This is a genomic window from Brevundimonas sp. MYb52 (assembly GCF_002979535.1).
In the GTDB taxonomy this organism is placed as follows: Bacteria; Pseudomonadota; Alphaproteobacteria; order Caulobacterales; family Caulobacteraceae; genus Brevundimonas.
In genome coordinates, this window is sequence record NZ_PCPB01000001.1 from 419,974 (window position 1) to 442,416 (window position 22,443).

Here is a 22,443-nt window from a genome sequence, read left to right on the forward strand (position 1 = left end):
AGGCGTCCGGGATGACGGCATCAGGGGCCGGATGAGCGCTTAGGGGTTTGCTCGACTCCGCGCGGGGCGTTACAGCCTTCGGCTTCTTCCCGAACGTCCGAAGATTGACGCCATGCACGACATCAGAGCCATCCGCGACAACCCCGAAGCCTTCGTCGCCGGCTGGTCGTCGCGCGGGGTGGATGACGCCGCCGAGGTGGTGGCCCGCATTCTGGCGCTGGACGTGGACCTGCGCGCCGCCCAGACGACGGGGCAGGAAGCCCTGGCCAAGCGCAACGCCGCCTCCAAGGCCATCGGCGCCGCCATGGGCAAGAAGGACATGGCCGAGGCCGACCGGCTGAAGGCCGAGGTCGAGACCCTGAAAACCGACATCGCCGAGGCAGGCGAGGCCGAAGCCGCCAAGGGCGCCGAACTGCGCGACCTGCTGGCGGGGCTGAAGAACCTGGCGGCTGACAATGTTCCGGACGGCGAAGACGAGAACGACAATGTCGAGGTCCTGAAGTGGGGCGAGCCGCGCACGACCGGCCCGGCCAAGGACCACTCGGACCTGGGCGAAGCCCTGGGCCTGCTGGACTTTGAAGCCGCAGCGAAGATGTCCGGCTCGCGTTTCGCCGTGTTGAAGGGCCAACTGGCGCGTCTGGAACGCGCCATCGGTCAGTTCATGCTGGACCTGCAGACGGACACGCACGGGTATCTGGAAGTGAACCCGCCGCTTCTCGTCAAAGACGATGCGATGTTCGGCACGGGGCAGTTGCCGAAGTTCGAGGAAGATCTGTTCAAGATTCCCGACGTGGATCGCGAACTGTGGGACTCGATGCTTACCACGGATGCAATTTTCGATGCTGTCTCTGGCGACTGGCATCCGGGCTACGAAGACGCGATCCAGAGCAAGCAGCAGGCTGCAGTTTTTGTGCGCCAGCGGTTTGAAGAAGCGATGGCGACGCTTGCCCATGACGATCGCTTGATGAAACCGGCTGGGCGCTACCTCATCCCCACCGCCGAAGTCTCCCTGACCAACCTCGTGCGCGAGCAGATCCTGTCCGAAGACGAGGTGGCGACGCCACTGCGGATGACGGCGCTGACGCCCTGCTTCCGGGCCGAGGCCGGTTCGGCGGGGCGCGATACGCGCGGCCTGATCCGCCAGCATCAGTTTTCCAAGGTCGAGATGGTCTCCATCTGCCGTCCGGAGGATTCCGAGGCCGAGCACGAGCGCATGACGGGCTGCGCCGAGGCCGTGTTGCAGGCGCTGGAGCTGCCCTATCGCAAGGTGCTGCTGTGCAAGGGCGACATGGGCTTCTCGGCGCAGAAGACCTATGACCTTGAGGTCTGGCTGCCGTCGCAGAACACCTATCGCGAGATCAGCTCCTGCTCGAACTGCGGCGACTTCCAGGCCCGGCGCATGGACGCCCGGTTCAAGCGCGCGGGCGAGAAGAAGACTGAGTTCCTGCACACCCTGAACGGCTCGGGCCTGGCGGTCGGCCGCACCCTGGTCGCGGTGATGGAGAACTATCAGCAGGAGGACGGCTCGATCGCCGTGCCGAACGCGCTGCTGCCCTATATGGGCGGATTGAAACAGGTTGGCTGATCCTTCTCCCCTTGTGGGAGAAGGTGGGCCGCGTAGCGGCTCGGATGAGGGGTTGCTCAGACAGAAGATGATAGTGGCGAGTTCAGACGACATGATTTTCGGCCGGGGTGCGACCCCTCATCCGTCTGGCTGCGCCAGCCACCTTCTCCCGCAAGGGGAGAAGGACATTTTTGGCGCGCTATCGTCCTTCGGACTACTTGGGCGCGGCCTATGAGAATCCTCCTCACCAACGACGATGGCATCGAGGCGGAAGGCCTTGAATGTCTTGAGAAGATTGCTCGCACCCTGTCGGACGACGTCTGGGTTGTCGCGCCCCAGACCGAGCAATCGGCCAAGGGGCGGGGGATCACCCTGACCGAGCCGCTGCGGGTCAACAAGCTGGGCGACAAGCGCTTCGCCGTGACCGGCACGCCGACCGACTGCGTCATCCTGGCGGTCAACGACCTGATGCCCGAGAGGCCCGATCTTGTGCTGTCGGGCGTCAATCGCGGCCACAACGTCGGCGAGGACGTCAGCTATTCCGGCACCGTGGCGGGCGCGCTGCAGGGCATGGCCTTCGGCATTCGCTCCATCGCCCTGTCGCAGTCGCTGGAACGCTTCCACGACGACGTGGTGGCGCACTGGGAGACGGCTGAGGCCTTCGCGCCCGGCATCATCGCCAAGCTGCTGGAGCAGAAGTGGGAGGACGGCGTGGTCATGAACGTCAACTTCCCCAACCTGCCGCCGGAACTGGTCAAGGCGGTCGAGGTGACCAAGCAGGGCTTCCGCGACATCGGCGAGATGCACGCCATCCGTCGCACCGACCTGCGCGGTCGCGACTACTACTGGATGGCCTTCCGCGGCGCGCCGCAGGAGCACGCCGAGGGAACCGACCTGAGGGCCATGGACGAGGGTCGCATCTCGGTCACGCCGCTGCATATCGACCTGACGCATATGCGCAGCGTCAATGACCTGAAGAAGGTTCTGGGCGGCGCGCCCCCCAAAGGTCCCGCCGGATGAGCCTGTCGGACGACCGTGCGGGCCGGTTGATCCTGTCGCTGCGGCGCCAGGGCGTCACCGACGCGCGGGTGCTGAAGGCGATGGAGTCCATCGACCGCTCGCTGTTCGTCCACGAGAAGTTCCTGGATCAGGCCTGGGAAGATCAGGCCCTGCCGATCGACTGCGCCCAGACGATCAGCCAGCCCTATATCGTCGGTCTGATGACCCAGGCGTTGGAGGTAGGGCCGCGCCATCGCGTGCTCGAGATCGGCACCGGCAGCGGCTATCAGTGCGCGGTGCTCAGCCGCCTGGCGCGGTTCGTCTATTCGGTGGAACGCTACAAGAGCCTGCTGACCGAGGCGGAGGCCAAGCTGAAGGTGCTGGGCGTGGACAATGTCTTCACTCGCCACGGCGACGGCGGGCAGGGCTGGCTGGAACAGTCGCCTTTTGACCGGATCATGGTCACGGCGGCGTCTCCGCACGAGCCGACGGAACTGTTGAAACAACTGAAGCCCGGCGGGGTTCTGGTCGCGCCGGTCGGGCGCAGCTCGGTGCAGATGCTGAACCGCTACACCGGCCAGGAAGATGGCAGCTTCCGCCGCGAAAGCCTGTGCGAAGTGCGCTTCGTGCCTCTGGTCGAGGGCACGGCCAAGGAGGGGTAGGCACGCGCGTTTCGGCGCGCGGTTAACCTTTCCGCCCCACTTTGGCGCCGTTTGACGGGTTGGCTTGGCGGCGCTTCCGGGGCACACCGGGGGCAGACGCAATTCAAGGTTAAGAAGGAGGGGCGCATGGGCGGCTTCACGGGCTGGATCAGGGCGGCGGTCGTTGTCGGCGGGGCGCTGACGGTCACGGCGTGTTCGACCTATCCGAACGAGCCGCGCTATTCGACGCGCCCCATGCCGACGGGGCAGGGCGCCTATCCGGCGCAGCCGCAACAGCCGGGCGCCTATCCGAACAACAACCCCTACTACAGTCAGCCTACGCAGCCGCAGACGCCGCCCGCGTCGCGTCCCTATGAGGAGCAGGGGCCCCGCGCGCCGGCCGGCAGCATCGACGGGGGCGGTCTGCCGCCCGCTGGAGGGCCGGCCTATCCCTCGACAGGCGCGCCGGTCACGGTGACGCCCCCGCCGCCCGCAGGCTCGACCAGCATGCCGGGCGCGACCTATGTGATTCAGCAGGGCGACACCATTTCGGGCGTCGGTCGTCGCTTCCAGACTCCGGTGCAGATTCTGATCGACCTGAACGGCCTGGGGCCGCGCGGCGCCATCAGTTCGGGTCAGCGTATCATTCTGCCGGACAGCGCGGTGGACACCGGCTCCGACCCCTATGCGACCGGAGCCTCGCCCGTCGGCGTGAGGACGCCGAATAACGGCGTGGCGCCGCCGCCGCCGCCGCCGCCCAGCGGCAACGCCGCCCTGCCGCCGGCGCGCGCGCCAGCTGTGGCCGCCTCGACGCCGGCTTCGCCGGTTCAGGGGGCGGCCGTGGGTCAGGCCCTGGCGATGCAATGGCCAGTGCGTGGGGACATCCTGCGTCGCTTCGGTCCGGTGGGCATGGGCGAGCGCAACAATGGCATCAACATCGGCGCCTCGGCCGGAGCCGAGGTCAAGGCCGCCGCCGCCGGGCGCGTGGCCTATGTCGGCGATGATCTGGTGGGCCAAGGGCTGACGGTGCTGATCGTTCACCGTGACGGTTGGCGCACGGTTTACGGCCACCTGGGTTCGGCCACGGTGCGCGACGGCGCCGAGGTTCGCGCCGGTCAGGCCATAGGCACGGTCGGCCTGACGGCGGGCGACGGTCGGCCCTCCATCCACTTCGAGACGCGCCAGATGCGGGGCGATGATCCGGTCGCGGTTGATCCGTTGAGCGTCCTGCCGCGCTGAAACCGAGCCGCCCGGCGTGTCCGGGCGGCATCGCCTAGGATCAGAGACGTCAGGCCGCGTTGCAAATCGGCACGGCGCGCCCTAGGTTCCGCGCCTCATTTTAATGGGGCCCCCGTTTCGAGGTTGGCCCGGTTCGGGGAGTTTCCATGCCTACTGGTTCCGAAGGCGGCCTGATGGCCATCGTGGTGCAGATCGCGCCGATCGTCGCGATCTTCATCCTGTTCTACTTCCTCATGATCCGCCCGCAGCAAAAGCGGATGAAGGCTCACCAGGCCCTGATCGCCGGCGTCAAGCGCGGCGACGAAGTCGTTCTTTCGAACGGCATGGTCGGCAAGGTGACGCGCGTTGAAGACGCCGAGGCCATGGTCGAGATCTCGCAGGGCGTGAACGTCCGCGTGGTCAAGTCGATGATCGCCGAAGTGCGCAACCGCACCGCCATCGCCGCCAACGACAAGGGCTGAGCGGCTCTCGCCGCTGACGCCCGCCCGAAAAGAGCCCTGACATGATTCAGCTTGCGCGCTGGAAAGTCACCCTGGTCGTGCTGTCGCTCGTTGTCGGGCTGCTGCTGGCCTTCCCGAGCATGCTCAGCCAGGCGCAGCGCGACGCGCTGCCCGGCTGGCTGCCCAAGAACGGTCTGAACCTGGGCCTTGACCTGCAAGGGGGCTCCTACCTCCTGCTGGAGGTCGATGTGCCGGAGATGCGCAACAAGCGCGTCACCAACCTGATGGAAGATGTGCGGGTCGCCCTGCGCGAACAGCAGGTCAATATCGGCGCCCTGCAGCGCGAGGCCAGCGGCGTGGTCGTGACCATCGCTGATCCCGGTCAATTCGATACGGCGCTGACTGAGTTGCGCAAACTGGCCCAGACCGGCATTGCGGCCAATGGCCAGCCGGATCGCACGGTTTCGCGCCTGAGCGGCAATCGTATCCGGTTCGCCTATACTGACGCTGCAGTGAACGGCATGGGCGCGACGGCGGTGGATCAGTCCATCGAGGTCGTGCGTCGTCGCCTGGACAGCTCGGGCACCAAGGAAATCGCCATCACCCGTCAGGGCGCGGACCGCATCGTGGTCCAGGCTCCGGGTCAGAGCGATCCGGCTGAACTGGAGCGTCTGGTCGGCCGCACGGCCCAGCTGACCTTCCAGATGGTCGATACCTCGAGCACGGGCTTGCAGGACGCTATGGCCGGCCGCGTGCCGCCGGACGCTGAACTGCTGACCGACGATCAGGGCACGCCCTTCCTGGTGAAGAAGCGCATCCTGGTTTCGGGTGAAAACCTGACCCGCGCCGGCGTCGGCTCGGACCAGAACGGCCGCCCGGCCATCGACTTCCGCTTTGACGGCCAGGGCGCGCGTCGCTTCGGCGAAGCCACCGCCCAGAACATCGGCAAGCCCTTCGCCATCATCCTGGACGGCAAGGTCATTTCCGCCCCGACGATCCAGGGCGCCATCACCGGCGGCACCGGTCAGATCACCGGCAGCTTCTCGATCCAGTCGGCTTCGGAACTGGTGAACCTGCTGAACGGGGGCGCCCTGCCGGCGCCGCTGAAGGTTGAGGAACGCCGCGTCGTCACCGCCGAGCTGGGGGCTGATGCGGTTCAGGCCGGCATGGTCTCGACCATCATCGGCTTCATCCTGATCTGCGTTTTCATGATCGGCGCCTACGGCTTCCTGTTCGGCGGCGTGTCGGTGCTGGGTCTGATGCTGAACGGCATCCTGATCATCGCCGCCATGTCCCTGTTCGGCGCGACCCTGACCCTGCCCGGCATCGCCGGTCTGGTGCTGACCTTCGCCGTGGCCGTGGACGCCAATGTGCTGATCTTTGAGCGGATGCGTGACGAGGCGCGGGCCGGACGGTCGGTCATCGCTTCGATGGACGCCGGCTTCAACAAGGCCATGGGCACGATCGTCGACGCCAACCTGACCACCCTGGTGGCGGCGCTGATCATGTTCATGTTCGGCGCGGGCCCCGTGCGCGGCTTCGCCTGGACGCTGACCATCGGCGTCTTCACCTCCATGTTCTCCTCGGTGATGGTCGCCCAGGTCCTGCTTGGGTATTGGCTCAAAGTCGCCAAGCCCAAAAAACTGCCGATCGCGGAGTGATGGCGATGCGTGGATGGCCCCTCATCAAACTGCTTCCGCAGAAGACGAACTTCCGCTTCGTCAAATATGCGCCCGCCGCAGGCGTGATTTCGATCATTCTGTGCGTGGCCTCGATCGTCGGCTGCTTCTATCCCGGCCTGAACATGGGCATCGACTTCCGGGGCGGCGCCTCGATGGAAGTGTCCAAGCCCGCCGGTCAGGTGCTGGAACTGGACAAGGTTCGCGGCGCCGTCAGCGAACTGGGCCTGGGCGATGTCCAGGTTCAGGGCATCGACAGCGCCGCCAGCGCCATCGTTCGCTTCCAGATTCCCGAGGATGAAGGCCAGAGCGCCGTCGTCGCTCGGGTCGAGAAGGCGATCGACGAGGCTGTCGGCGAGGTGAAATACTCGGGCGTCAGCGTCGTGGGCTCCAAGGTCTCGGGCGAGCTGTTCACCAGCGGCCTTCTGGCCCTGGGCGCAGCCATCGTGCTGATGTTCATCTACATCTGGTTCCGGTTCGAGCCTCAGTTCGGCTTCGGCGCCGTGGCAGGGCTGGTGCACGACATGATCCTGACCTTTGGTCTGATCGTCCTGTTCCGGTTCGAGTTCAGCCTGAACACCGTGGCGGCCATTCTGACCGTCATCGGCTATTCGATGAACGACACCGTCGTGGTCTTCGACCGCCTTCGCGAGAACCTGCGCAAGTACAAGACCATGCCCCTGCGCGAGGTCATCGACCTGTCGCTGAACGAGACCCTGTCGCGCACCATCATCACCGGCGTCACGGCTGTGGGCGTTCTGGCGGTTCTGGCTCTGTATGGCGGCGAGGCCCTGTTCGGCTTCTCCATCGTGCTGATGATCGGCATCGTGATCGGCACCTATTCGTCGATCTATGTCGGCGCGCCGATCATCCTGCTGTGGGGCGTCAAGCGCGGCGGCTCCATCGACGAAGACGCCAAGCCGATCAAACTCGGCATGGCCAGCCGGCCCTAGGGTCTGGCTTCTACCTGAAATGGCTCCTCCTTCCCCCGGACGGGGAGGGAGGAGTAAGGTCACGCTTCCTGATTCCGACCCGGGGAGGGGCGCATGGCCAAACTGCTTTCAAACTTCAGAACGACTTTCCTGCTCAGCATCCTGCTGGCGGGCGTCATGATCTTCGCCTTCGGCCGCATCGCGCCGGGCGGTTTCGATCTCGGCTTCGCCCAGGCGGCCTTCCGCTGGGTCCACGTCGTGGCCGGCATCCTGTGGATCGGCCTGCTTTACTATTTCAACTTCGTACAGATCCGAGTCATGCCCGCGATCCCGGCCGAGCTGAAGCCCGCCGTCAGCAAGCATGTCGCGCCTGAGGCCCTGTTCTGGTTCCGCTGGTCGGCCCTGGTGACGGTGCTGGCGGGCATCGCCGTCCTGTTCACGCGCGGCCACGTCTATGCCCATGAAGTCCTGACCTTCGGCCTGGCCGGCGGTCTGAATGCGGGCGACCAGCAGTTCACCCTGATGGGGATCGGCGTCTGGCTGGCCATCGTCATGTTCCTGAACGTCTGGGGCGTGATCTGGCCGAACCAGAAGCGCGCCCTCGGCATCATCGCCGTGGACGACGACAAGAAGGCCAAGGCCGCGCGCATCGCCATGCTGGGCAGCCGCACCAACCTGTTGCTGTCGCTGCCGATGCTGACCTCGATGGCCATGTATCAGACCCTGTTCGGCTGAGACTTGCGCCGTTGCGCGCAATGGCCGATGGCCTTGCGTAATGACTGTTGATCTTGATGCCCAGGTCCGCGCCGCCGACCCCGACCGCTGGCTGTCCAGCCGGTTTGTGGCGGACATTCAGGCGCGCGCGGACCTGATCGCCCTCTACGCCTTCGAGGCGGAGTTGCTGACCATTCCCACCCGCGTCACCCAGCCCATGCTGGCCGAGATGCGCTATACGTGGTGGGCCGAGCAGATGGAGGGCGTCTTCGCCAACACCCCGCGCGTCGGCCATCCTGTGCTGGAGGCTCTGACCGCCGCTGTCGCCCGTCACGGGCTGGACCGCGCGCCCTTCGACGCCCTGATCGAGGCCCACATCGGCCGGGTGCATGGCGAACCGCACGATCTGGACGCCTTCTATGTCGGCCCCATGCAGGTCGCGGCGCGGATGCTGGCGGGCGAAGGGTATGACGCCGCCGTGGCCGAGGCCGGGCGTCTATGGGCGCTGTCGCAGACCGGCCGGGCGGATGAGGCGAGGGCCCAGCGGTCCTCCGCCAACGCTGCGCTCAAGGATCTGCCCCCCGCCGCCTTCCCGGCGACGGCTCATGCCGCCCTGGCGGGCTTTGACCACCCTGAGCCGGTCAAGCGGTTGCGCCTGCTTTGGGCGGTGCTGCGCGGACGCGTCTAGTCGCAGAGGCCGCCGATCAGGCGAGCCAGCAGGGCGTTCAAGGTCTTCTGTTCATCGAGCGACAGCGGCGCGAGGATGTCTCGCGCCGCTTCTTCGTGTTCGGGCATGATGGTTTCGATCAGGCCGAAACCCTTGTCAGTCAGCCGGACCAGGGTGGCACGACGGTCGGTCGGGTGAGGGCCGCGCGCGACCAGACCCGCCTTTTCCAGCCGGTCGATACGGGCCGTCATGCCGCCGGACGACATCATCGCCGCCTCGAACAGGGCGGTGGGCGTCAAGCCCTCAGGCGCGCCCGAGCGACGTAGCGTCGCCAGGGCGTCGAACTCGCCCTGTTGCAGGCCGTAGCGGGCGTAGAGCGGCGCCTGACGTTCCCGCGCGACCACGATGGACGCCTCGTGCAGGCGGCCCAGCGCCTCCATCGGCAGCATGTCCATTTCTGGGCGCTGGACGGCCCATTGGGCGGCGGCGCGGGAGGCTCTGTCGGGCATGAGTTATCTTGACATCGAGATACTTGAGGTCGAGAGACTAGCGCGAATTCTCAGTGGAGTCCCCTGTCATGACCGCACGGTCCGATGCCGAAGCGGCGCGCGGCGCGTCCTTGCTGCTGCTGGCGGCTATCTTCGCCCTGGCGCTGAACCTGCGCCCGGCGATGGCGGCGGTCGGGCCGCTGCTGGACCTGATCGAGGGCGCGACGGGGATGGATTCCACCGCCGCCAGCCTGTTGACGACCCTGCCGGTGCTGATGATCGGCCTGGGCGCCCTGTCGATCCGACCGCTGCGGCGGCGACTGGGCGAGCGACGCGGCATTCTGCTGGGCGCGCTGCTGATCGGCGGGGCCTGTCTGGTGCGGGCGGTGCTGAAGGATACGGCGGGCCTGATCGCCAGCGCGGCGGTCGTCGGCGTCGGCGTGGCCCTGATCCAGGCTTTGGCGCCGGTCGTGATCAAGCGGGCGTTTCCGACGCGGTTCGGCACGGTCATGGCCGTCTATACGACGGGCATCATGGGCGGGGCGGCCATCGCGGCGGCGACGGCGGCGGGGCTGGCCGAGGCGGTCGGCTGGGCCTGGACCCTGGCGCTGTGGAGCGCGCCGGCCTTTGTCGCGGCGGTCGTCTGGCTGACCGCCGCGCGCGATCCGGTGACGGAAGAGCCCGATCGGGCGGCCGTGGCGGAGGCGACGCACCCGGAAGTCCCCTTCTGGAAGCAGGGCCGGGCGTGGAGCCTGATCCTGATCATGGGGCTGGGGACCTCGGCCTATACGCTGGTTCTGGCCTGGCTGCCGCCCTTCTATGTCGATCTGGGGCAGGCGAGGGCGACGGCGGGCTATCTGCTCAGCGGCATGACCGGGGCCGAGGTGGCGGCGGGGATCATCGTATCCCTGGTGATCGCGCGTTTCCCGGACCGGCGTGTGCCGATCCTGACGGCCCTGGTGCTGGCCCTGATCGGTCTGGCGGGGATGGTGGTCGCGCCGGTGGCTCTGGCGGTTCCGGTCGTCGTGGTCATGGGGCTGGGCATCGGGGCCATCTTCCCCCTGACCCTGATCCTGGCCATGGATCAGATCGACGATCCGAGCCGATCCGGCGACCTGCTCGCCTTCGTTCAGGGCGGCGGCTACATCATCGCCAGCCTGTCGCCGCTGGCCGCTGGATTGCTGCGCGACCACATGGCCGACCTGACCGGCGCCTGGGTCCTGATGGGCGTCGGCGTCGTGGTTCTGGGCGTGATGACCCTGGCCTTCCGGCCGGGCCTGCCCAAGCTGCGCTGAGCCGACCCGGCCTTGCCGTCGGCTTTAGTATACAACGGCCTGATACGTTTGCAGCTTGCTCGGGGCGCGTGCTGCGTCTCAGTATGTGGCAGTCGTGACGCGGGTCGGGGATGCTCATGCTGCTGCTGGTCTATTTCGCGACCTTCGCCATCTTCTCGTTTATCTTCACGCGCGAGGTCATCGCACCCGCGTCCGGGGCATCGTGCGACAAGCGGTGGCGGCTCTATGCGGGAGGGCTAAACGTCGCCAATCTTGTCGTAGTCGTTTCGGCTGGGTTTCTTTTTAGGGGCTGGATCGACGGCCATTCGCTGTTGGCGCTTGGGGATCGCCTGGGCGTGGGATGGGGGAGCCTGGCCACCTTCCTGTGTGCGAGCCTCGTGGCCTATGGCTATCATCGCGCCGTGCACAGGTCAGACCGCCTCTGGCGCTGGGTCCATCAACTCCACCATAGCCCGACGCGGATCGAGGCGTTGACGGCCTTCTACGTCCATCCGTTCGATGCCTTGCTGGCGAGTTTGCTCAACGCCTTCGTCGCCTATGTGGTGCTGGGCGTTCATGCCCCAGCGGCGGGGTTGGCCCTGCTCTACGTGACCCTGTTCAACCTGATCGCCCACGCTGACCTGCGGACGCCGCGGTGGCTGGGCTTCTTCGTGCAACGCCCGGAGATGCATCGATTGCATCATGAACGGGGCGTGCACGCCAGTAACTATGGTCTGCCGATCATCGACATGATGTTCGGCACCTGGCGCAACCCAGGGATCGTCGACGTCGAGTGCGGCTTTCCAGACGACAAGGAGAGGTTGATCGGCCAGATGCTAATGCTCAAGGACGTCGACGGCTGAAGTCGATCAGCCCGCGTCGCGCCAGGCCTTGAGGGCGTCCATGGCGCGGATGCTCTGCAGGCGTTTCTTGGCGCGGCCGCGTTCCTTGGGATGGATGCGCTTGCCCTCTTCGTCGACCTTGGGCGCTTCCAGCGGCGGCAGCAGGCCGTAGTTGATGTTCATGGGCTGGAACTTGGAGCCAGCCAGGTGGCCCCCGGTGATGTGCTCGACCAGAGCGCCCATGGCCGTTTCCGGCGGCGGGGCCGACAGGTCGCGGCCCAAAGCCTGAGCGGCGGCCAGACGGCCGGTCAGCAGGCCCATGGCGGCGCTTTCGACATAGCCTTCGACGCCCGTGACCTGACCGGCGAAGCGCAGACGCGGCATGGCGTTCATCCGCAGTTGCTTGTCCAGCAACTGGGGGCTGTTGAGATAGGTGTTGCGGTGCAGGCCGCCCAGACGCGCGAACTGGGCGTTCTGTAGGCCCGGGATCATGCGGAAGGTCTCGGCCTGGGCGCCGTGCTTCAGCTTGGTCTGGAAGCCGACCATGTTGAATAGGGTGCCCAGGGCGTTGTCCTGGCGCAGTTGGACGATGGCGTAGGACTTGACCTTGGGGTCGCGCGGATTGGTCAGGCCGACGGGCTTCATCGGGCCGTGACGCAGGGTCTCGCGGCCGCGCTCGGCCATGACCTCGATGGGCAGGCAGCCGTCGAAGTAGGGGACGTTCTCCCACTCCTTGAACTCGGCCTTGGGGCCGCCCAGCAGGGCGTCGATGAAGGCCTCGTACTGCTCCTTGTTCATCGGGCAGTTGACGTAGGCGGCGGCGTCGCCGCCCGGGCCTTCCTTGTCATAGCGCGACTGACGCCAGGCGATGTCGAAGTCGATCGAGTCAGCGTGGATGATGGGGGCGATGGCGTCGAAGAAGCTGAGGCTTTCCTCGCCCGTCATCGTCAGAATGGCTTCGGCCAGGGCGGGCGAGGTCAACGGGCCGGTGGCGACGATGACATTGTCCCAGTCCTCGGGCGGCAGGCCGGCGATTTCCTCGCGCACGATGGTCACCAGCGGGTGGGCTTCCAGCTTGGCCGTCACAGCCTCGGAGAAGCCGTCGCGGTCGACCGCCAGGGCGCCGCCAGCCGGGACCTGATGAGCGTCGCCGCATTCCATGATGATGGAGCCGAGCGCACGCATTTCCGCGTGGAGGAGGCCGACGGCGTTGAACTCCCAGTCGTCCGAACGGAAGGAGTTGGAGCAGACCAGTTCGGCCAGACCGTCCGTCTGGTGGGCGTCGGTCTTGATGCCCGGCACGCCGCGCATTTCGTGCAGGATGACGGGCACGCCGGCCTGGGCGATCTGCCAGGCTGCTTCGGAACCGGCAAGGCCGCCGCCAATGACGTGCACAGGGGTGAGAATGGGCTGGGGAGTGGAAGCTGCGTTCGACATGGCGGCCTTCTAGCCGTCCGGAAGGCTTCCGTCAGCCTGTCATTGCGATGGGGTGGCGGACTGCCTGCAGTCTGGCTTATGACGGCGGCCAAGAGGAGCAGTCATGACCACGGCGTTTTCCATTGGCGAGGCTCTGGCCTCCGGTTTCAAGTTGACGCGGCGCCGGCCTTTGCGGGTGTGGGCCTGGGGCGTTCTGGCGGCGGCGCCGTCGCTGCTGTTCGGGGCGCTGACGCTGCGGTTTTTCGGCGCGATCTCCATTGAGGAGCTGGCGGCGCGCGAGCCTTCGGCGACCGTGATGGCGCAGATCGTCCAGTTTCAGGCCTGGTCCGGCCTGTTGAACCTCCTGCAGGCCCTGATCGCCGTGGTCATCGCAGCCGCCGTATTCCGGGCTGTCTTCTTTCCCGAACGTCCGGTGCGTTTCGCCGGGTTGAAGGTCGGGATGGACGAGGTGCGTCTCGCTATTATCGGGGTGGCGATGGTCGCCGGCCTCTATGCCGCGGCGATCGTGATTGGCCTGATCGCTTTTGCTATCGGGGTGTCGCTGTGGTTCGTGTCCGAGGCGGCTGCGGTGGCCCTCGGGCTGCTGGTGGCGGTTGCGGCGGGTCTGGCCATCTGGGGCGTGGCGCTGCGGGCCTGTCTGATCGTGCCGGCCAGCGTGGGGTTGAACGACTTCGCCTTTGTCGCCGGCTGGCGACTGGGTAAGGGGCAGGTCCTGCGGCTTCTGGGGTTGAGCCTCGCCATCATCACTGTTGTGATCGCAATTGAGTTGGTGCTGATGGCCCTGGTTGCCGTGGTCCTGTTCCTGGCGGCGGGCGTCAATGTCTTCACTATAGCCGCGATGCTGCAACATGGCGCGCCGCCGGAGGTGGACTGGCCCGCCTTTGTCGGCTGGGGGCTGGCGGCCTTTGTGCCCCTGTCCTGGCTGCAGGGCTTTCTGGGGACGGTGATGCTGGCGCCCTATGCCGAGGCCTGCCGGTCGCTGCTGGCGCAAGCGCAGCAGGACGAAGCGCGTCCGGTTGCGCTAGGCTGAGCAGGAATCGAGGACGACCGCATGACCTTTTCCGCCACTGACTGCGCCTTTGAAGGCTTCCGCCTGACGCGTCGCGCCCCTGTCGCCGTCCTGCTGTGGGCGGCGGCCTACGCTGTCTTCTTCAGCTTGATGTTCCTGCTGGTTGGGCCGCACTTCGTCACCGTCCTGGCCGTGATCACGGAAATCCAGGCGCAAGCGCGGAGCGAGCCGTCCTTGGAGGAGATGGAACGGCTGGGGCAGGCCTATCTCGCCATCGTCGCCTGGGGCGCGCCGTTGGGATTGCTGTTCGGCTCTGTGATCAGCACGGCTATCGCTCGCTCGGTCGTTCGTCCTGACGATAGCAAGTTCGGCTATCTGCGCCTGGGCAAGGACGAACTGCGGGTGCTGGGGGCCAGTCTGATCGTCTCCCTGATCATGTTCGTCGTCTTCATGGCGGGTTTTGCGGTCATCACCCTTGTCGTCGCTGGGGCGGTGGCTGTTCCAGCGCTGTGGCTGGCCGTGGTGCTGGTGTCGTTGGCTCTGGTCGCCCTGATGGCCTGGCTGTCGGTGCGCTTCAGTCTGGTCGTTCCGGCTACCTTGGCGGAAGGCCGGATCGCGGTGAAGTCGGCCTTCGCCATGACCGCCAAGAAGGTCTTCTGGCCGTTGTTCGGGATGGCGATCATCGCCTGGGTCATGGCTATGCTGGTGGGCCTGCTGGGCTCGGCCGTGGCGGCGCCGTTCACTCTGATGGTCGGCGGGAGCGAGCGCCTGATCGCGATGCAGGGCGCCGGCGTCCCCAGCCTGCTCAGCGCCCTGGGACCCATGCTGGCCGTGTCGTTGGTGGTCAACGCCGTCATGACGGCGGCCCAGGTCGTCATCATGTATGCGCCGTTCTCGGCGGTTTATCTGCAACTGAAGGGCGCGCCGCGCGGCTGACGAGGCGAGACGCCTGACCGGATCGGTCAGGCGCTCTTGCGGGCGCGGGGCTTCTTCTCAGTCTTCTGCACTTCAGGCAGGGCGGCCACGCGCGCCTTGCGGCGCTCTTCGTGGCGGTCCAGCACCTCCTTGAGGTATTTGCCGGTCCAACTGGCGGGGTTGTCGGCCACCTGCTCGGGCGTGCCGAAGGCCACGATCTCGCCGCCGCCGTCGCCGCCCTCGGGACCGAAGTCCAGCAGGTAGTCGGCGACCTTGATGACATCCAGATTGTGCTCGATGACGACGATGGTGTTGCCGTTGTCGACCAACTCCTGAAGCACCTCCAGCAGCTTGCGCGTGTCCTCGAAATGCAGGCCGGTCGTCGGCTCGTCGAGGATGTAGAGGGTCTTGCCGGTGGCGCGGCGGGCCAGTTCCTTGGACAGCTTGACCCGCTGGGCCTCGCCGCCCGACAGGGTGGTGGCCGGCTGACCGACCTTGACGTAGCCCAGGCCCACGCGTTCCAGCGTCAGCATCTTGTCGCGGATCGAGGGCACGGCGTTGAAGAAACGCGCGGCCTCTTCAACCGTCATGTCCAGAACGTCGGATATGCTCTTGCCTTTGAAGACAATTTCCAAGGTTTCGCGGTTGTAGCGCTTGCCCTTGCAGACGTCGCAGGTGACATAGACGTCGGGCAGGAAGTGCATCTCGATCTTGATGACGCCGTCGCCCTGACAGGCCTCGCAGCGGCCGCCCTTGACGTTGAAGCTGAAGCGGCCGGGACCATAGCCGCGTGCCTTGGATTCCGGCAGGCCCGCATACCAGTCGCGGATCGGGTTGAAGGCGCCGGTATAGGTCGCCGGGTTCGAGCGCGGGGTACGGCCGATGGGCGACTGGTCGATGTCGATGACCTTGTCGAACTGCTCCAGTCCCTCGATCCGGTCGAAGTTGGCCGGGGCGTCCGAGGCGTTGTGCAGGCGACGCGCGGCGGCCTTGTAGAGGGTCTCGATGGTGAAGGTGGACTTGCCGCCGCCGGACACCCCGGTGACGCAGGTGAACAGGCCGACGGGGATCTCGCCGGTGACGTTCTTCAGGTTGTTGCCGGTGGCGCCGCTGATCTTCAGCATCCGCTTGCGGTCGACCGGACGACGCCCCTCAGGCGGCAGTTCGATCTCGCGTGCACCGGTCAGATACTGGCCGGTCAGGGAGTTGGGGTTGGCCATGACCTCGGCGGGGGTGCCCTGGGCACAGATCTCGCCGCCGTGGACGCCGGCGGCCGGACCCATGTCGATGACGTAGTCGGCGGTCAGGATGGCCTCCTCGTCATGCTCGACCACCAGGACCGAATTGCCGAGGTCGCGCAGGCCCATCAGGCTTTCCAGCAGACGGGTGTTGTCGCGCTGGTGCAGGCCGATCGAGGGTTCGTCCAGCACATAGAGGACGCCGGTCAGGCCCGAGCCGATCTGCGAGGCCAGGCGGATGCGCTGGCTCTCGCCGCCGGACAGAGTGCCGGAACTGCGCGACAGGCTGAGGTAATCGAGACCGACGTTGTTGAGGAAGCGCAACCGGTCGGTGATCTCCTTGAGGATGCGGCGGCCGATCTCGCGTTGTTTGTCCGACAGGTGCTCATCCAGGGTTGAGAACCAGAGATAAGCTTTTGAAATTGAAAGCCAGCTGATGTCAGCGATGTCAGACCCGCCGACCTTGACCGCCAGGGCCTCGGGCTTCAGGCGCTTGCCGCCGCAGACCTCGCAGGGGGTCTCGGACTGATAACGGCCCAGTTCCTCGCGGACCCAGGCGCTGTCGGTCTCGCGCCAGCGGCGTTCCAGATTGGGCAGGACGCCTTCGAAGGCCTTGGCGACCTCGTACTTGCGGGCGTTGTCGTCATAGACGAACTTGATCTTCTCGCCGCCCGAGCCGTGCAGGATGACCTTCTGGGCCTGTTCCGGCAGATCGCGCCAGGCCTTGTCCATCGAGAAGTCGTAGTGCTGGGCCAGCGACTGCAGGGTCTGGGTGTAGAGGGGCGAAGGGCCGCGCGCCCAGGGGGCCACCGCGCCCTTGTGCAGGGTCTTGTCGCGGTCCGGGATGACCAGATCGGCGTCGAATGCCAGCTTGACCCCCAGACCGTCGCAGGTCGGGCAGGCGCCGAAGGGGTTGTTGAACGAGAACAGCCGGGGCTCGATCTCGCTGATGGTGAAGCCCGACACGGGGCAGGCGAACTTCTCGGAGAAGACGATGCGGCGCGGCTCTTCGCCCTCCGCCGCATTGGCCCATTCCGCCGTGGCGATGCCGTCGGCCAGGTTCAGCGCGGTCTGGATGCTGTCGGCGTAACGCGGCTCAAGACCTTCTTTGGTTACAATGCGATCCACGACAATATCGATGTCATGCTTGAACTTCTTGTCGAGCGCCGGGGCGTCCTCGATGGCGTAGAATTCGCCGTCGATCTTGAGCCGCTGGAAGCCCTGACGCTGCCACTCGGCCATTTCCTTTTTGTACTCGCCCTTGCGGCCGCGAACGACCGGGGCCAGCAGCAGGATGCGCTCGCCATCGGGCAGGGCGGTCAGCTTGTCGACCATCTGGCTGACGGTCTGGCTTTCGATCGGCAGACCGGTGGCGGGCGAATAGGGCACGCCGACACGCGCCCACAGGAGGCGCATATAGTCGTGGATTTCCGTGACCGTGCCGACGGTCGAGCGCGGGTTTTTGGACGTCGTCTTCTGTTCGATGGAGATGGCCGGCGACAGGCCCTCGATCAGGTCCACGTCCGGCTTGCCCATCAGCTCCAGGAACTGACGCGCATAGGCGGACAGGCTCTCGACGTAGCGGCGCTGGCCCTCGGCGTAGATGGTGTCGAACGCCAGCGAAGACTTGCCCGACCCCGACAGCCCGGTCATCACGACCAGCTTCTCACGCGGGATATCGACGTCCACGCCCTTGAGATTGTGCTCGCGGGCGCCGCGAACGCGGATGAAGTTGTGCTTTTCGGTCATGGGCCCGGAAACGGTAAGCGGGAACGCGGGAGACCCCGAAAACGGTTCGGGGCGACGACGCTATATGGGGATCAATTCGTCCGAAACAGCAAGAACAATATGAGAACTTTTCTCGCGAGGCTTGTGTGGGACCTGCGCGGCCGTAAGGTTCCGTCATCCAGGGAGGTAGGCCATGCGTATTCTGAAATGGGGGGCGGTGATCGTCGGCGTCGTCACTCTGGGCGGCTGCAACTTCCACACGACCATGCCGACGTCCGATCCCGCGCTGAACGCCGAGGCTGACGCCCTGTTTGAAGATCTCGTGCTCGGCCGTGACGATGCGCTGATCGCCCGTATGTCGTCGGCCAACAAGGCGGAGGAAATCCGAGCTCAGTTGCCGATGCTTCGTAACATGGTCGGCGAGGCCACTCCGCCTGAACCCACGGTGGCTGGGACGCGAAAGACAAGCGGCACGAGCGGCGAGATCTACGAGGTGCAGCAGGACTACGCCTATCCCGATCGTGTGGTTCACGCCTACACGACCTTGGTCAAGGAAGGCGGCGCCTGGAAGGTTCAGGGCTTCAACGTCAATGCGCAGATGAAGCCGTTGAGCGCCGAGCCGTCCACCTAATCGGTTGGCGTCCAGGCGGGTTCGTGGCGGCGGTAGCGCTCTCCGGGGCCGACGAGGACGCCGTTGGCGTTGGCGACGCCCAGTTCCAGGCTCTCGGCGATGCGGCGGGCGCGGACGATGAAGTGGTCGGCGGCGACGGGCGGGCACAGGTCACGCGCGGTCGCCTCGAATATCTGCAGCCAGCGGTCGAAGTGGCGGGCGTCGATGGGCAGGGGCAGGTGCTTGGGCATGGGGCGGCCCTGATAAACGCCGGTGGACAGGGCGACCGAGGACCAGAAGAGCTTCATCTGTTCCAGATGCGGCCCCCAGTCCTCGATGCGTTCGGCGAAGACGGGGCCGATGAAGTCGTCCTCGCGGACGCGGGCGTAGAAGCCCTCGACCAGGGCGTCGATCAGGGCCTCGTCGATGCCGGTCTCGTCCCGGATTCGCTGGACGGCTTCGGCGCGGCGGGCGGCGGCCTCGGCGCGCTCGGGGGCGGGGCGGTCGATGCGGAAGGCGACGGTTCGGTCGGGCGCGGTCATGGCCTGAAGATAGGGGCTCGGCGCCGCATCGCAAAAGCGCTGCAGGAGAATTGGGGTTGCGCTGCGAAAGATCAGCACCCATCCTTCTATTCAGCCAACGTATTTGACGAGGAGGCACGACGATCATGATCAGCGCTCTGGAAATCGGTTTCGCCCTTTCCGCTCCGCTCTTCGTGCTCGCCTATGTCCTCGCTCAACCCAAGCCCAAGCCCGTCCGCATCCGCACTCGTAACGCTCACCAGCGTCGCGGCCCGCACGCCTGACGGTCACACCCTATTCGATAATCTGAGCCTCGCCTTCGGGCGCGAGCGCACGGCCGTTGTCGGCCGCAACGGCGTGGGCAAGACCACGCTGCTGCGCCTTGTCGCCGGTCTGGCCGAACCCGCCGAGGGGGCGGTGGCGCGCGCCGGAAGCGTCGGCTGGCTGGCCCAGACCTATGAGCCGGCGTCCAGTGAGACCGTGGCGGATACGCTGGGTGCGGCAGAGTCCCTGGCCACTCTGGCGCGGGTGCTGGCGGGCGAGGGTTCGGTCGAGGACATGGCCGAGGCGGACTGGACGCTGGAGACGCGGCTGGACGAGGCGCTGGCCCAGGTCGGGCTGAGCGGGCTGGCGCTGGATCGGCTGACGAACAGCCTGAGCGGCGGCGAGCAGACGCGTCTGCGGCTGGCGGGGCTGATGCTGGCGGCGCCCGAGCTGATCGTGCTGGACGAGCCGACCAACCATCTGGACGCCGAGGCGCGGGCCCTGGTGGCCGAGGTCGTCGGGCGTTGGCCGGGCGGGGTGCTGACGGTCAGCCACGACCGGGGCCTGCTGCGACGGATGGATCGGATCGTCGAGCTGTCGAGCCTGGGGGCGCGGACCTATGGCGGAGGCTGGGACCTCTATGTCGAGCGGCGGGACGCCGAGCGGGCCGCGGCGGAGCGCGATCTGGAAACGGCGGAGCGCGAGGTCGGGCGCGCCGCCCGTGAGGCGCAGGCGGCGCTGGAGAAGAAGGCCAAGCGCGACAAGGCGGGTAGGGCGCATCGGGCGGGGACGTCCGATCCCAAGATCCTGCTCGACGCCAAGGCGCAGCGGGCCGAGGAAAGCGGGGCGCGCGAGGGGCGGCTGGCGGAACGTCGTCGCGCCGAGGTCGAGGGGCGACTGGTCGAGGCGCGCGAGCGGGTCGAGCGGGCGCGGCTGCTGTCCGTGCCGATGCCGTCGACGGGGCTGGCGGCGGGCAAGGTCGTGCTGGCGTTGGACGCGGTCGAGTGGCGCAGTCCCGAGGGGCGGCTGATCGTTGGGCCGCTGTCGCTGCGGCTGACCGGGCCGGAGCGGGTGGCGATCACCGGGCCGAACGGGGCGGGCAAGACGACCTTGCTGAAGCTGATCTCGGGAGAACTGCAGCCGACGGCGGGGCGGATCGACCGGCCCGTGACGGCGGCGCTGCTGGACCAGGCGGCGGCGATCCTGAAGCCGGAGGAGACCCTGATCGAGGCCTGGCGCCGGTTGAACCCGGAAGGGACGCCGAACGACGCCCATGCGGCCCTGGCGCGGTTCCTGTTCCGCAACGCGGCGGCGCACCGGAAGGTGGGGACCCTGTCAGGCGGGGAGCGCCTGAGGGCGGCGCTGGCCTGCGTGATGACAGGGAGGAGCCCGCCGCAACTGCTAATCCTGGATGAGCCGACCAACCATCTGGATCTGGATTCCATCGCCGCGATCGAGGCGGCGCTGGCGGCCTATGACGGGGCGTTGGTGATCGTCAGCCATGATCGGGACTTTATGGACAATGTGGGGGTCGATCGGGAAGTGCGGCTGGCGCCGGCAAGGGGCTGAGTCTTCAAAAATCGCTTCAAGCGCCCTCAATGCATACAGATCACGGGCGTTGAGACCCGGATGCGTCGATTTTGCTTCAGCCCCAGGCTTCGACCACGCCCTGGCGGCGGGCGCGCGCGGCGATGGGGCCGGTCGTGACAGGTTCGGCCTCGGCGCGGCCGAAGAGCCATCCCTGGCCGAAGTTGACGCCGAGGTCCTGGACGGCGCGGGCGGCGTCTTCGGTCTCGATCATTTCGGCGATGGTGGTCATGCCCAGCGAGCCGCACAGTTCGACCAGGTGGCCGATCAGGGTGCGAGTGCGGGCGTCGCTGTCGATGCCGCGCACAAAGGCGCCGTCTATCTTGACCGCATCGACCGAGAGCCCGCGCAGGTAGTCGAAGGCGGCGGACCCGGCGCCGAAGTCGTCGATGCAGACCTTGATCCCGGCATCGCGCAGGGCGCTGAGGCGACGGTTGGCGGCGGCGATGTCAGCCAGGGCGGCGGTTTCTGTGACTTCCACGATCAGGCGACGGCGGTTGTCGGGCTCGGACGCGGTCATGCGCAGCAGGGCGGCCACATAGGCGTCATTGGCCAGGGAGGCGCCGGAGACATTGATGGCGATCTTGAGCAGGCCCGAGCCGGGCTGACGCAGCCGATGGACGATCTTTTCCGCCACGGCCAGGTCGAAGCTCTCGATCAGGGCCAGTTCCTCGGCCATGCGAATGGCGGATGCCGGGCCGCCGCTCTGGCCGAAACGAGCCAGAGCCTCGAAGTGGTGAACGGCGCGCGTCTTCAGGTCGACGATGGGTTGATAGAAGAGGGCGAACTCGCGGTCGCGGACGATGCCGCGAAAGCGGTCGGCGTCCTTGAGGGTCCGAGACAGGGAGTCAGCGAAGCTGAGTTCAGGCTGCGCGCTATTGTCTTTCAGGCAACCCTCGATGGCGAAACGCATGGCGCGCAGGGCGCACAGGGCGTCGGAACCGACGGCGACTTCGTTGGTGCGGGAGGTTAGGGTCAGGCCCTCGGCCAGACCGGCTTCGCGAACCTCTGCCTCCAGGTCGCGACCGTCGTCGGCCGTCTTGATCAGAGCATAGCGGCTGGCGGTCAACTGACCGGCGCTGGCGCCGTCGTGAGAGGCCTGTTGCAGGCGCGCGCCGATGCGCGCGGCGACGCGTTCGTTGGCGGCGTCATTGGCGGCGCTGAGACCCTGAACCTCGATAAAGGCCATAGCCAGACGTTGCAGGGCGGCGCCGGTCTTGCCGTTCAGGCCTTCGCGGGCGAGAGCCAGGAAGCCCTCGGCATCGGCTAGGGGGAGCGGGCCGGCCTCTTCGAGCACAAAGGGCTCGCCTTGCCAGGTCAGGGCGCAGGATACGGACGGGGCCAGATCTGGCAGGACGAAGGCGCGAAACAGGGCCCGCCGCACGCGCCCATCGCCGCAGTCGGCAAGAATTTCCAGTGGCAGGCTGCGCGCGCCGCCGCTCAGGCCGCCAAGCGCCGACTGGACCGCCGCGCGGCTGGAGTAGGACAGAAGCTCAACGAAGGGGCGGCCGATCCAGGACGCTGTCGACTGGTTGGCCGTCGCTCCTGCGCCCAGGGCGAAGGTGATCTGAGCCTTGTCATCCACCTCGATCAGGGCGTCGGCGGCGGCAAAGGCCAGACCAAGGAGACGGGATTTCAGGCTCATGCGACGACCA

Annotated in this window: 21 protein-coding genes; 16 read left to right on the forward strand and 5 right to left on the reverse strand. The window is 66.8% G+C overall.

Annotated elements, in window-relative coordinates; translation table 11 throughout:
* Positions 1-112 precede the first annotated feature (112 nt).
* The 9 genes from serS to CQ039_RS02045 all read left to right on the forward strand — a co-directional run bounded on the left by serS (position 113) and on the right by CQ039_RS02045 (position 8,896).
* Positions 113-1,585, forward strand: coding sequence for a serine--tRNA ligase (gene serS / locus CQ039_RS02005; RefSeq protein ID WP_105562354.1), 1,473 nt, complete (start codon positions 113-115; stop codon positions 1,583-1,585).
* 210 nt (positions 1,586-1,795) lie between these two features.
* The gene (surE, locus tag CQ039_RS02010; RefSeq protein WP_105562353.1) at positions 1,796-2,584 is read left to right on the forward strand and encodes a 5'/3'-nucleotidase SurE; all 789 of its coding nucleotides are present in this window, start codon (positions 1,796-1,798) and stop codon (positions 2,582-2,584) included.
* Positions 2,581-3,225 carry a protein-L-isoaspartate(D-aspartate) O-methyltransferase gene (locus CQ039_RS02015; protein ID WP_105562352.1) on the forward strand — a complete coding sequence of 215 codons (645 nt, stop codon included), beginning with the start codon at positions 2,581-2,583 and terminating at the stop codon, positions 3,223-3,225. Before surE ends, CQ039_RS02015 begins: the two co-directional genes overlap by 4 nt.
* Positions 3,226-3,351: 126 nt before the next feature.
* Complete coding sequence (locus tag CQ039_RS02020; protein WP_105562351.1) at positions 3,352-4,443, forward strand: peptidoglycan DD-metalloendopeptidase family protein; 1,092 nt, start codon at positions 3,352-3,354, stop codon at positions 4,441-4,443.
* Positions 4,444-4,589: 146 nt separating this feature from the next.
* Complete coding sequence (gene yajC / locus CQ039_RS02025) at positions 4,590-4,904, forward strand: preprotein translocase subunit YajC (protein ID WP_105562350.1); 315 nt, start codon at positions 4,590-4,592, stop codon at positions 4,902-4,904.
* Positions 4,905-4,945: 41 nt separating this feature from the next.
* Positions 4,946-6,544, forward strand: a complete 1,599-nt coding sequence (gene secD / locus CQ039_RS02030) for a protein translocase subunit SecD (RefSeq protein WP_105562349.1) — start codon at positions 4,946-4,948, stop codon at positions 6,542-6,544.
* Positions 6,544-7,515, forward strand: a complete 972-nt coding sequence (secF, locus tag CQ039_RS02035) for a protein translocase subunit SecF (RefSeq protein ID WP_105562348.1) — start codon at positions 6,544-6,546, stop codon at positions 7,513-7,515. The genes secD and secF overlap by 1 nt, the downstream gene beginning before the upstream one ends.
* Positions 7,516-7,608: 93 nt before the next feature.
* Positions 7,609-8,229 carry a hypothetical protein gene (locus tag CQ039_RS02040; RefSeq protein WP_105562347.1) on the forward strand — a complete coding sequence of 207 codons (621 nt, stop codon included), beginning with the start codon at positions 7,609-7,611 and terminating at the stop codon, positions 8,227-8,229.
* Between the two features lie 40 nt (positions 8,230-8,269).
* Positions 8,270-8,896: a squalene/phytoene synthase family protein gene (locus CQ039_RS02045; RefSeq protein ID WP_105562346.1), complete on the forward strand. Its 627-nt coding sequence runs from the start codon at positions 8,270-8,272 to the stop codon at positions 8,894-8,896.
* On the opposite strand, the gene CQ039_RS02050 is transcribed toward CQ039_RS02045, so the two are convergent.
* On the reverse strand, positions 8,893-9,384 hold the full coding sequence (locus CQ039_RS02050) for a MarR family winged helix-turn-helix transcriptional regulator (protein ID WP_105562345.1): 492 nt from the start codon (positions 9,382-9,384) through the stop codon (positions 8,893-8,895). The two genes, CQ039_RS02045 and CQ039_RS02050, sit on opposite strands and share 4 nt — an antisense overlap.
* A gap of 68 nt (positions 9,385-9,452) precedes the next feature.
* Here CQ039_RS02050 and CQ039_RS02055 point away from each other — a divergent pair, with 68 nt between their 5' ends.
* Together CQ039_RS02055 and CQ039_RS02060 are read left to right on the forward strand one after the other, a co-directional pair.
* Entirely contained in the window at positions 9,453-10,658 is a 1,206-nt protein-coding gene (locus tag CQ039_RS02055; RefSeq protein WP_105562344.1) for an MFS transporter, read from the forward strand.
* Positions 10,659-10,774: 116 nt separating this feature from the next.
* Entirely contained in the window at positions 10,775-11,500 is a 726-nt protein-coding gene (locus CQ039_RS02060; protein ID WP_158255979.1) for a sterol desaturase family protein, read from the forward strand.
* 6 nt (positions 11,501-11,506) lie between these two features.
* On the opposite strand, the gene trmFO is transcribed toward CQ039_RS02060, so the two are convergent.
* Positions 11,507-12,916: a methylenetetrahydrofolate--tRNA-(uracil(54)-C(5))-methyltransferase (FADH(2)-oxidizing) TrmFO gene (gene trmFO / locus CQ039_RS02065; protein WP_105562342.1), complete on the reverse strand. Its 1,410-nt coding sequence runs from the start codon at positions 12,914-12,916 to the stop codon at positions 11,507-11,509.
* A gap of 103 nt (positions 12,917-13,019) precedes the next feature.
* Here trmFO and CQ039_RS02070 point away from each other — a divergent pair, with 103 nt between their 5' ends.
* Both CQ039_RS02070 and CQ039_RS02075 read left to right on the forward strand, forming a co-directional pair.
* On the forward strand, positions 13,020-13,946 hold the full coding sequence (locus CQ039_RS02070; protein WP_105562341.1) for a hypothetical protein: 927 nt from the start codon (positions 13,020-13,022) through the stop codon (positions 13,944-13,946).
* Between the two features lie 21 nt (positions 13,947-13,967).
* Complete coding sequence (locus tag CQ039_RS02075) at positions 13,968-14,861, forward strand: hypothetical protein (RefSeq protein WP_105562340.1); 894 nt, start codon at positions 13,968-13,970, stop codon at positions 14,859-14,861.
* Positions 14,862-14,887: 26 nt separating this feature from the next.
* On the opposite strand, the gene uvrA is transcribed toward CQ039_RS02075, so the two are convergent.
* Complete coding sequence (gene uvrA / locus CQ039_RS02080; protein ID WP_105562339.1) at positions 14,888-17,827, reverse strand: excinuclease ABC subunit UvrA; 2,940 nt, start codon at positions 17,825-17,827, stop codon at positions 14,888-14,890.
* Positions 17,828-17,999: 172 nt separating this feature from the next.
* Here uvrA and CQ039_RS02085 point away from each other — a divergent pair, with 172 nt between their 5' ends.
* On the forward strand, positions 18,000-18,437 hold the full coding sequence (locus tag CQ039_RS02085) for a hypothetical protein (RefSeq protein ID WP_105562338.1): 438 nt from the start codon (positions 18,000-18,002) through the stop codon (positions 18,435-18,437).
* On the opposite strand, the gene CQ039_RS02090 is transcribed toward CQ039_RS02085, so the two are convergent.
* Positions 18,434-18,958, reverse strand: coding sequence for a group III truncated hemoglobin (locus CQ039_RS02090; RefSeq protein WP_146112087.1), 525 nt, complete (start codon positions 18,956-18,958; stop codon positions 18,434-18,436). The two genes, CQ039_RS02085 and CQ039_RS02090, sit on opposite strands and share 4 nt — an antisense overlap.
* Positions 18,959-19,083: 125 nt before the next feature.
* Between CQ039_RS02090 and CQ039_RS16760 the strand changes: the two genes are divergently transcribed.
* Together CQ039_RS16760 and CQ039_RS02095 are read left to right on the forward strand one after the other, a co-directional pair.
* Positions 19,084-19,221 carry a hypothetical protein gene (locus CQ039_RS16760; protein ID WP_233190131.1) on the forward strand — a complete coding sequence of 46 codons (138 nt, stop codon included), beginning with the start codon at positions 19,084-19,086 and terminating at the stop codon, positions 19,219-19,221.
* 22 nt (positions 19,222-19,243) lie between these two features.
* Positions 19,244-20,770, forward strand: coding sequence for an ABC-F family ATP-binding cassette domain-containing protein (locus tag CQ039_RS02095; RefSeq protein WP_255413085.1), 1,527 nt, complete (start codon positions 19,244-19,246; stop codon positions 20,768-20,770).
* Positions 20,771-20,846: 76 nt separating this feature from the next.
* Here CQ039_RS02095 and CQ039_RS02100 read toward each other — a convergent pair whose 3' ends face one another.
* On the reverse strand, positions 20,847-22,433 hold the full coding sequence (locus tag CQ039_RS02100) for an EAL domain-containing protein (protein WP_105562336.1): 1,587 nt from the start codon (positions 22,431-22,433) through the stop codon (positions 20,847-20,849).
* Positions 22,434-22,443 lie beyond the last annotated feature (10 nt).

Bases quoted from the DNA above. Each gene is read 5' to 3' on its own strand.
- uvrA (WP_105562339.1), bottom strand. From the start codon at position 17,827: ATGACCGAAAAGCACAACTTCATCCGCGTTCGCGGCGCCCGCGAGCAC.
- CQ039_RS16760 (WP_233190131.1), top strand. From the start codon at position 19,084: ATGATCAGCGCTCTGGAAATCGGTTTCGCCCTTTCCGCTCCGCTCTTC.
- CQ039_RS02015 (WP_105562352.1), top strand. From the start codon at position 2,581: ATGAGCCTGTCGGACGACCGTGCGGGCCGGTTGATCCTGTCGCTGCGG.
- serS (WP_105562354.1), top strand. From the start codon at position 113: ATGCACGACATCAGAGCCATCCGCGACAACCCCGAAGCCTTCGTCGCC.
- trmFO (WP_105562342.1), bottom strand. From the start codon at position 12,916: ATGTCGAACGCAGCTTCCACTCCCCAGCCCATTCTCACCCCTGTGCAC.
- secF (WP_105562348.1), top strand. From the start codon at position 6,544: ATGGCGATGCGTGGATGGCCCCTCATCAAACTGCTTCCGCAGAAGACG.
- surE (WP_105562353.1), top strand. From the start codon at position 1,796: ATGAGAATCCTCCTCACCAACGACGATGGCATCGAGGCGGAAGGCCTT.
- CQ039_RS02050 (WP_105562345.1), bottom strand. From the start codon at position 9,384: ATGCCCGACAGAGCCTCCCGCGCCGCCGCCCAATGGGCCGTCCAGCGC.
- secD (WP_105562349.1), top strand. From the start codon at position 4,946: ATGATTCAGCTTGCGCGCTGGAAAGTCACCCTGGTCGTGCTGTCGCTC.
- CQ039_RS02045 (WP_105562346.1), top strand. From the start codon at position 8,270: ATGACTGTTGATCTTGATGCCCAGGTCCGCGCCGCCGACCCCGACCGC.
- yajC (WP_105562350.1), top strand. From the start codon at position 4,590: ATGCCTACTGGTTCCGAAGGCGGCCTGATGGCCATCGTGGTGCAGATC.
- CQ039_RS02040 (WP_105562347.1), top strand. From the start codon at position 7,609: ATGGCCAAACTGCTTTCAAACTTCAGAACGACTTTCCTGCTCAGCATC.
- CQ039_RS02090 (WP_146112087.1), bottom strand. From the start codon at position 18,958: ATGACCGCGCCCGACCGAACCGTCGCCTTCCGCATCGACCGCCCCGCC.
- CQ039_RS02055 (WP_105562344.1), top strand. From the start codon at position 9,453: ATGACCGCACGGTCCGATGCCGAAGCGGCGCGCGGCGCGTCCTTGCTG.
- CQ039_RS02060 (WP_158255979.1), top strand. From the start codon at position 10,775: ATGCTGCTGCTGGTCTATTTCGCGACCTTCGCCATCTTCTCGTTTATC.
- CQ039_RS02085 (WP_105562338.1), top strand. From the start codon at position 18,000: ATGCGTATTCTGAAATGGGGGGCGGTGATCGTCGGCGTCGTCACTCTG.
- CQ039_RS02100 (WP_105562336.1), bottom strand. From the start codon at position 22,433: ATGAGCCTGAAATCCCGTCTCCTTGGTCTGGCCTTTGCCGCCGCCGAC.
- CQ039_RS02020 (WP_105562351.1), top strand. From the start codon at position 3,352: ATGGGCGGCTTCACGGGCTGGATCAGGGCGGCGGTCGTTGTCGGCGGG.
- CQ039_RS02070 (WP_105562341.1), top strand. From the start codon at position 13,020: ATGACCACGGCGTTTTCCATTGGCGAGGCTCTGGCCTCCGGTTTCAAG.
- CQ039_RS02075 (WP_105562340.1), top strand. From the start codon at position 13,968: ATGACCTTTTCCGCCACTGACTGCGCCTTTGAAGGCTTCCGCCTGACG.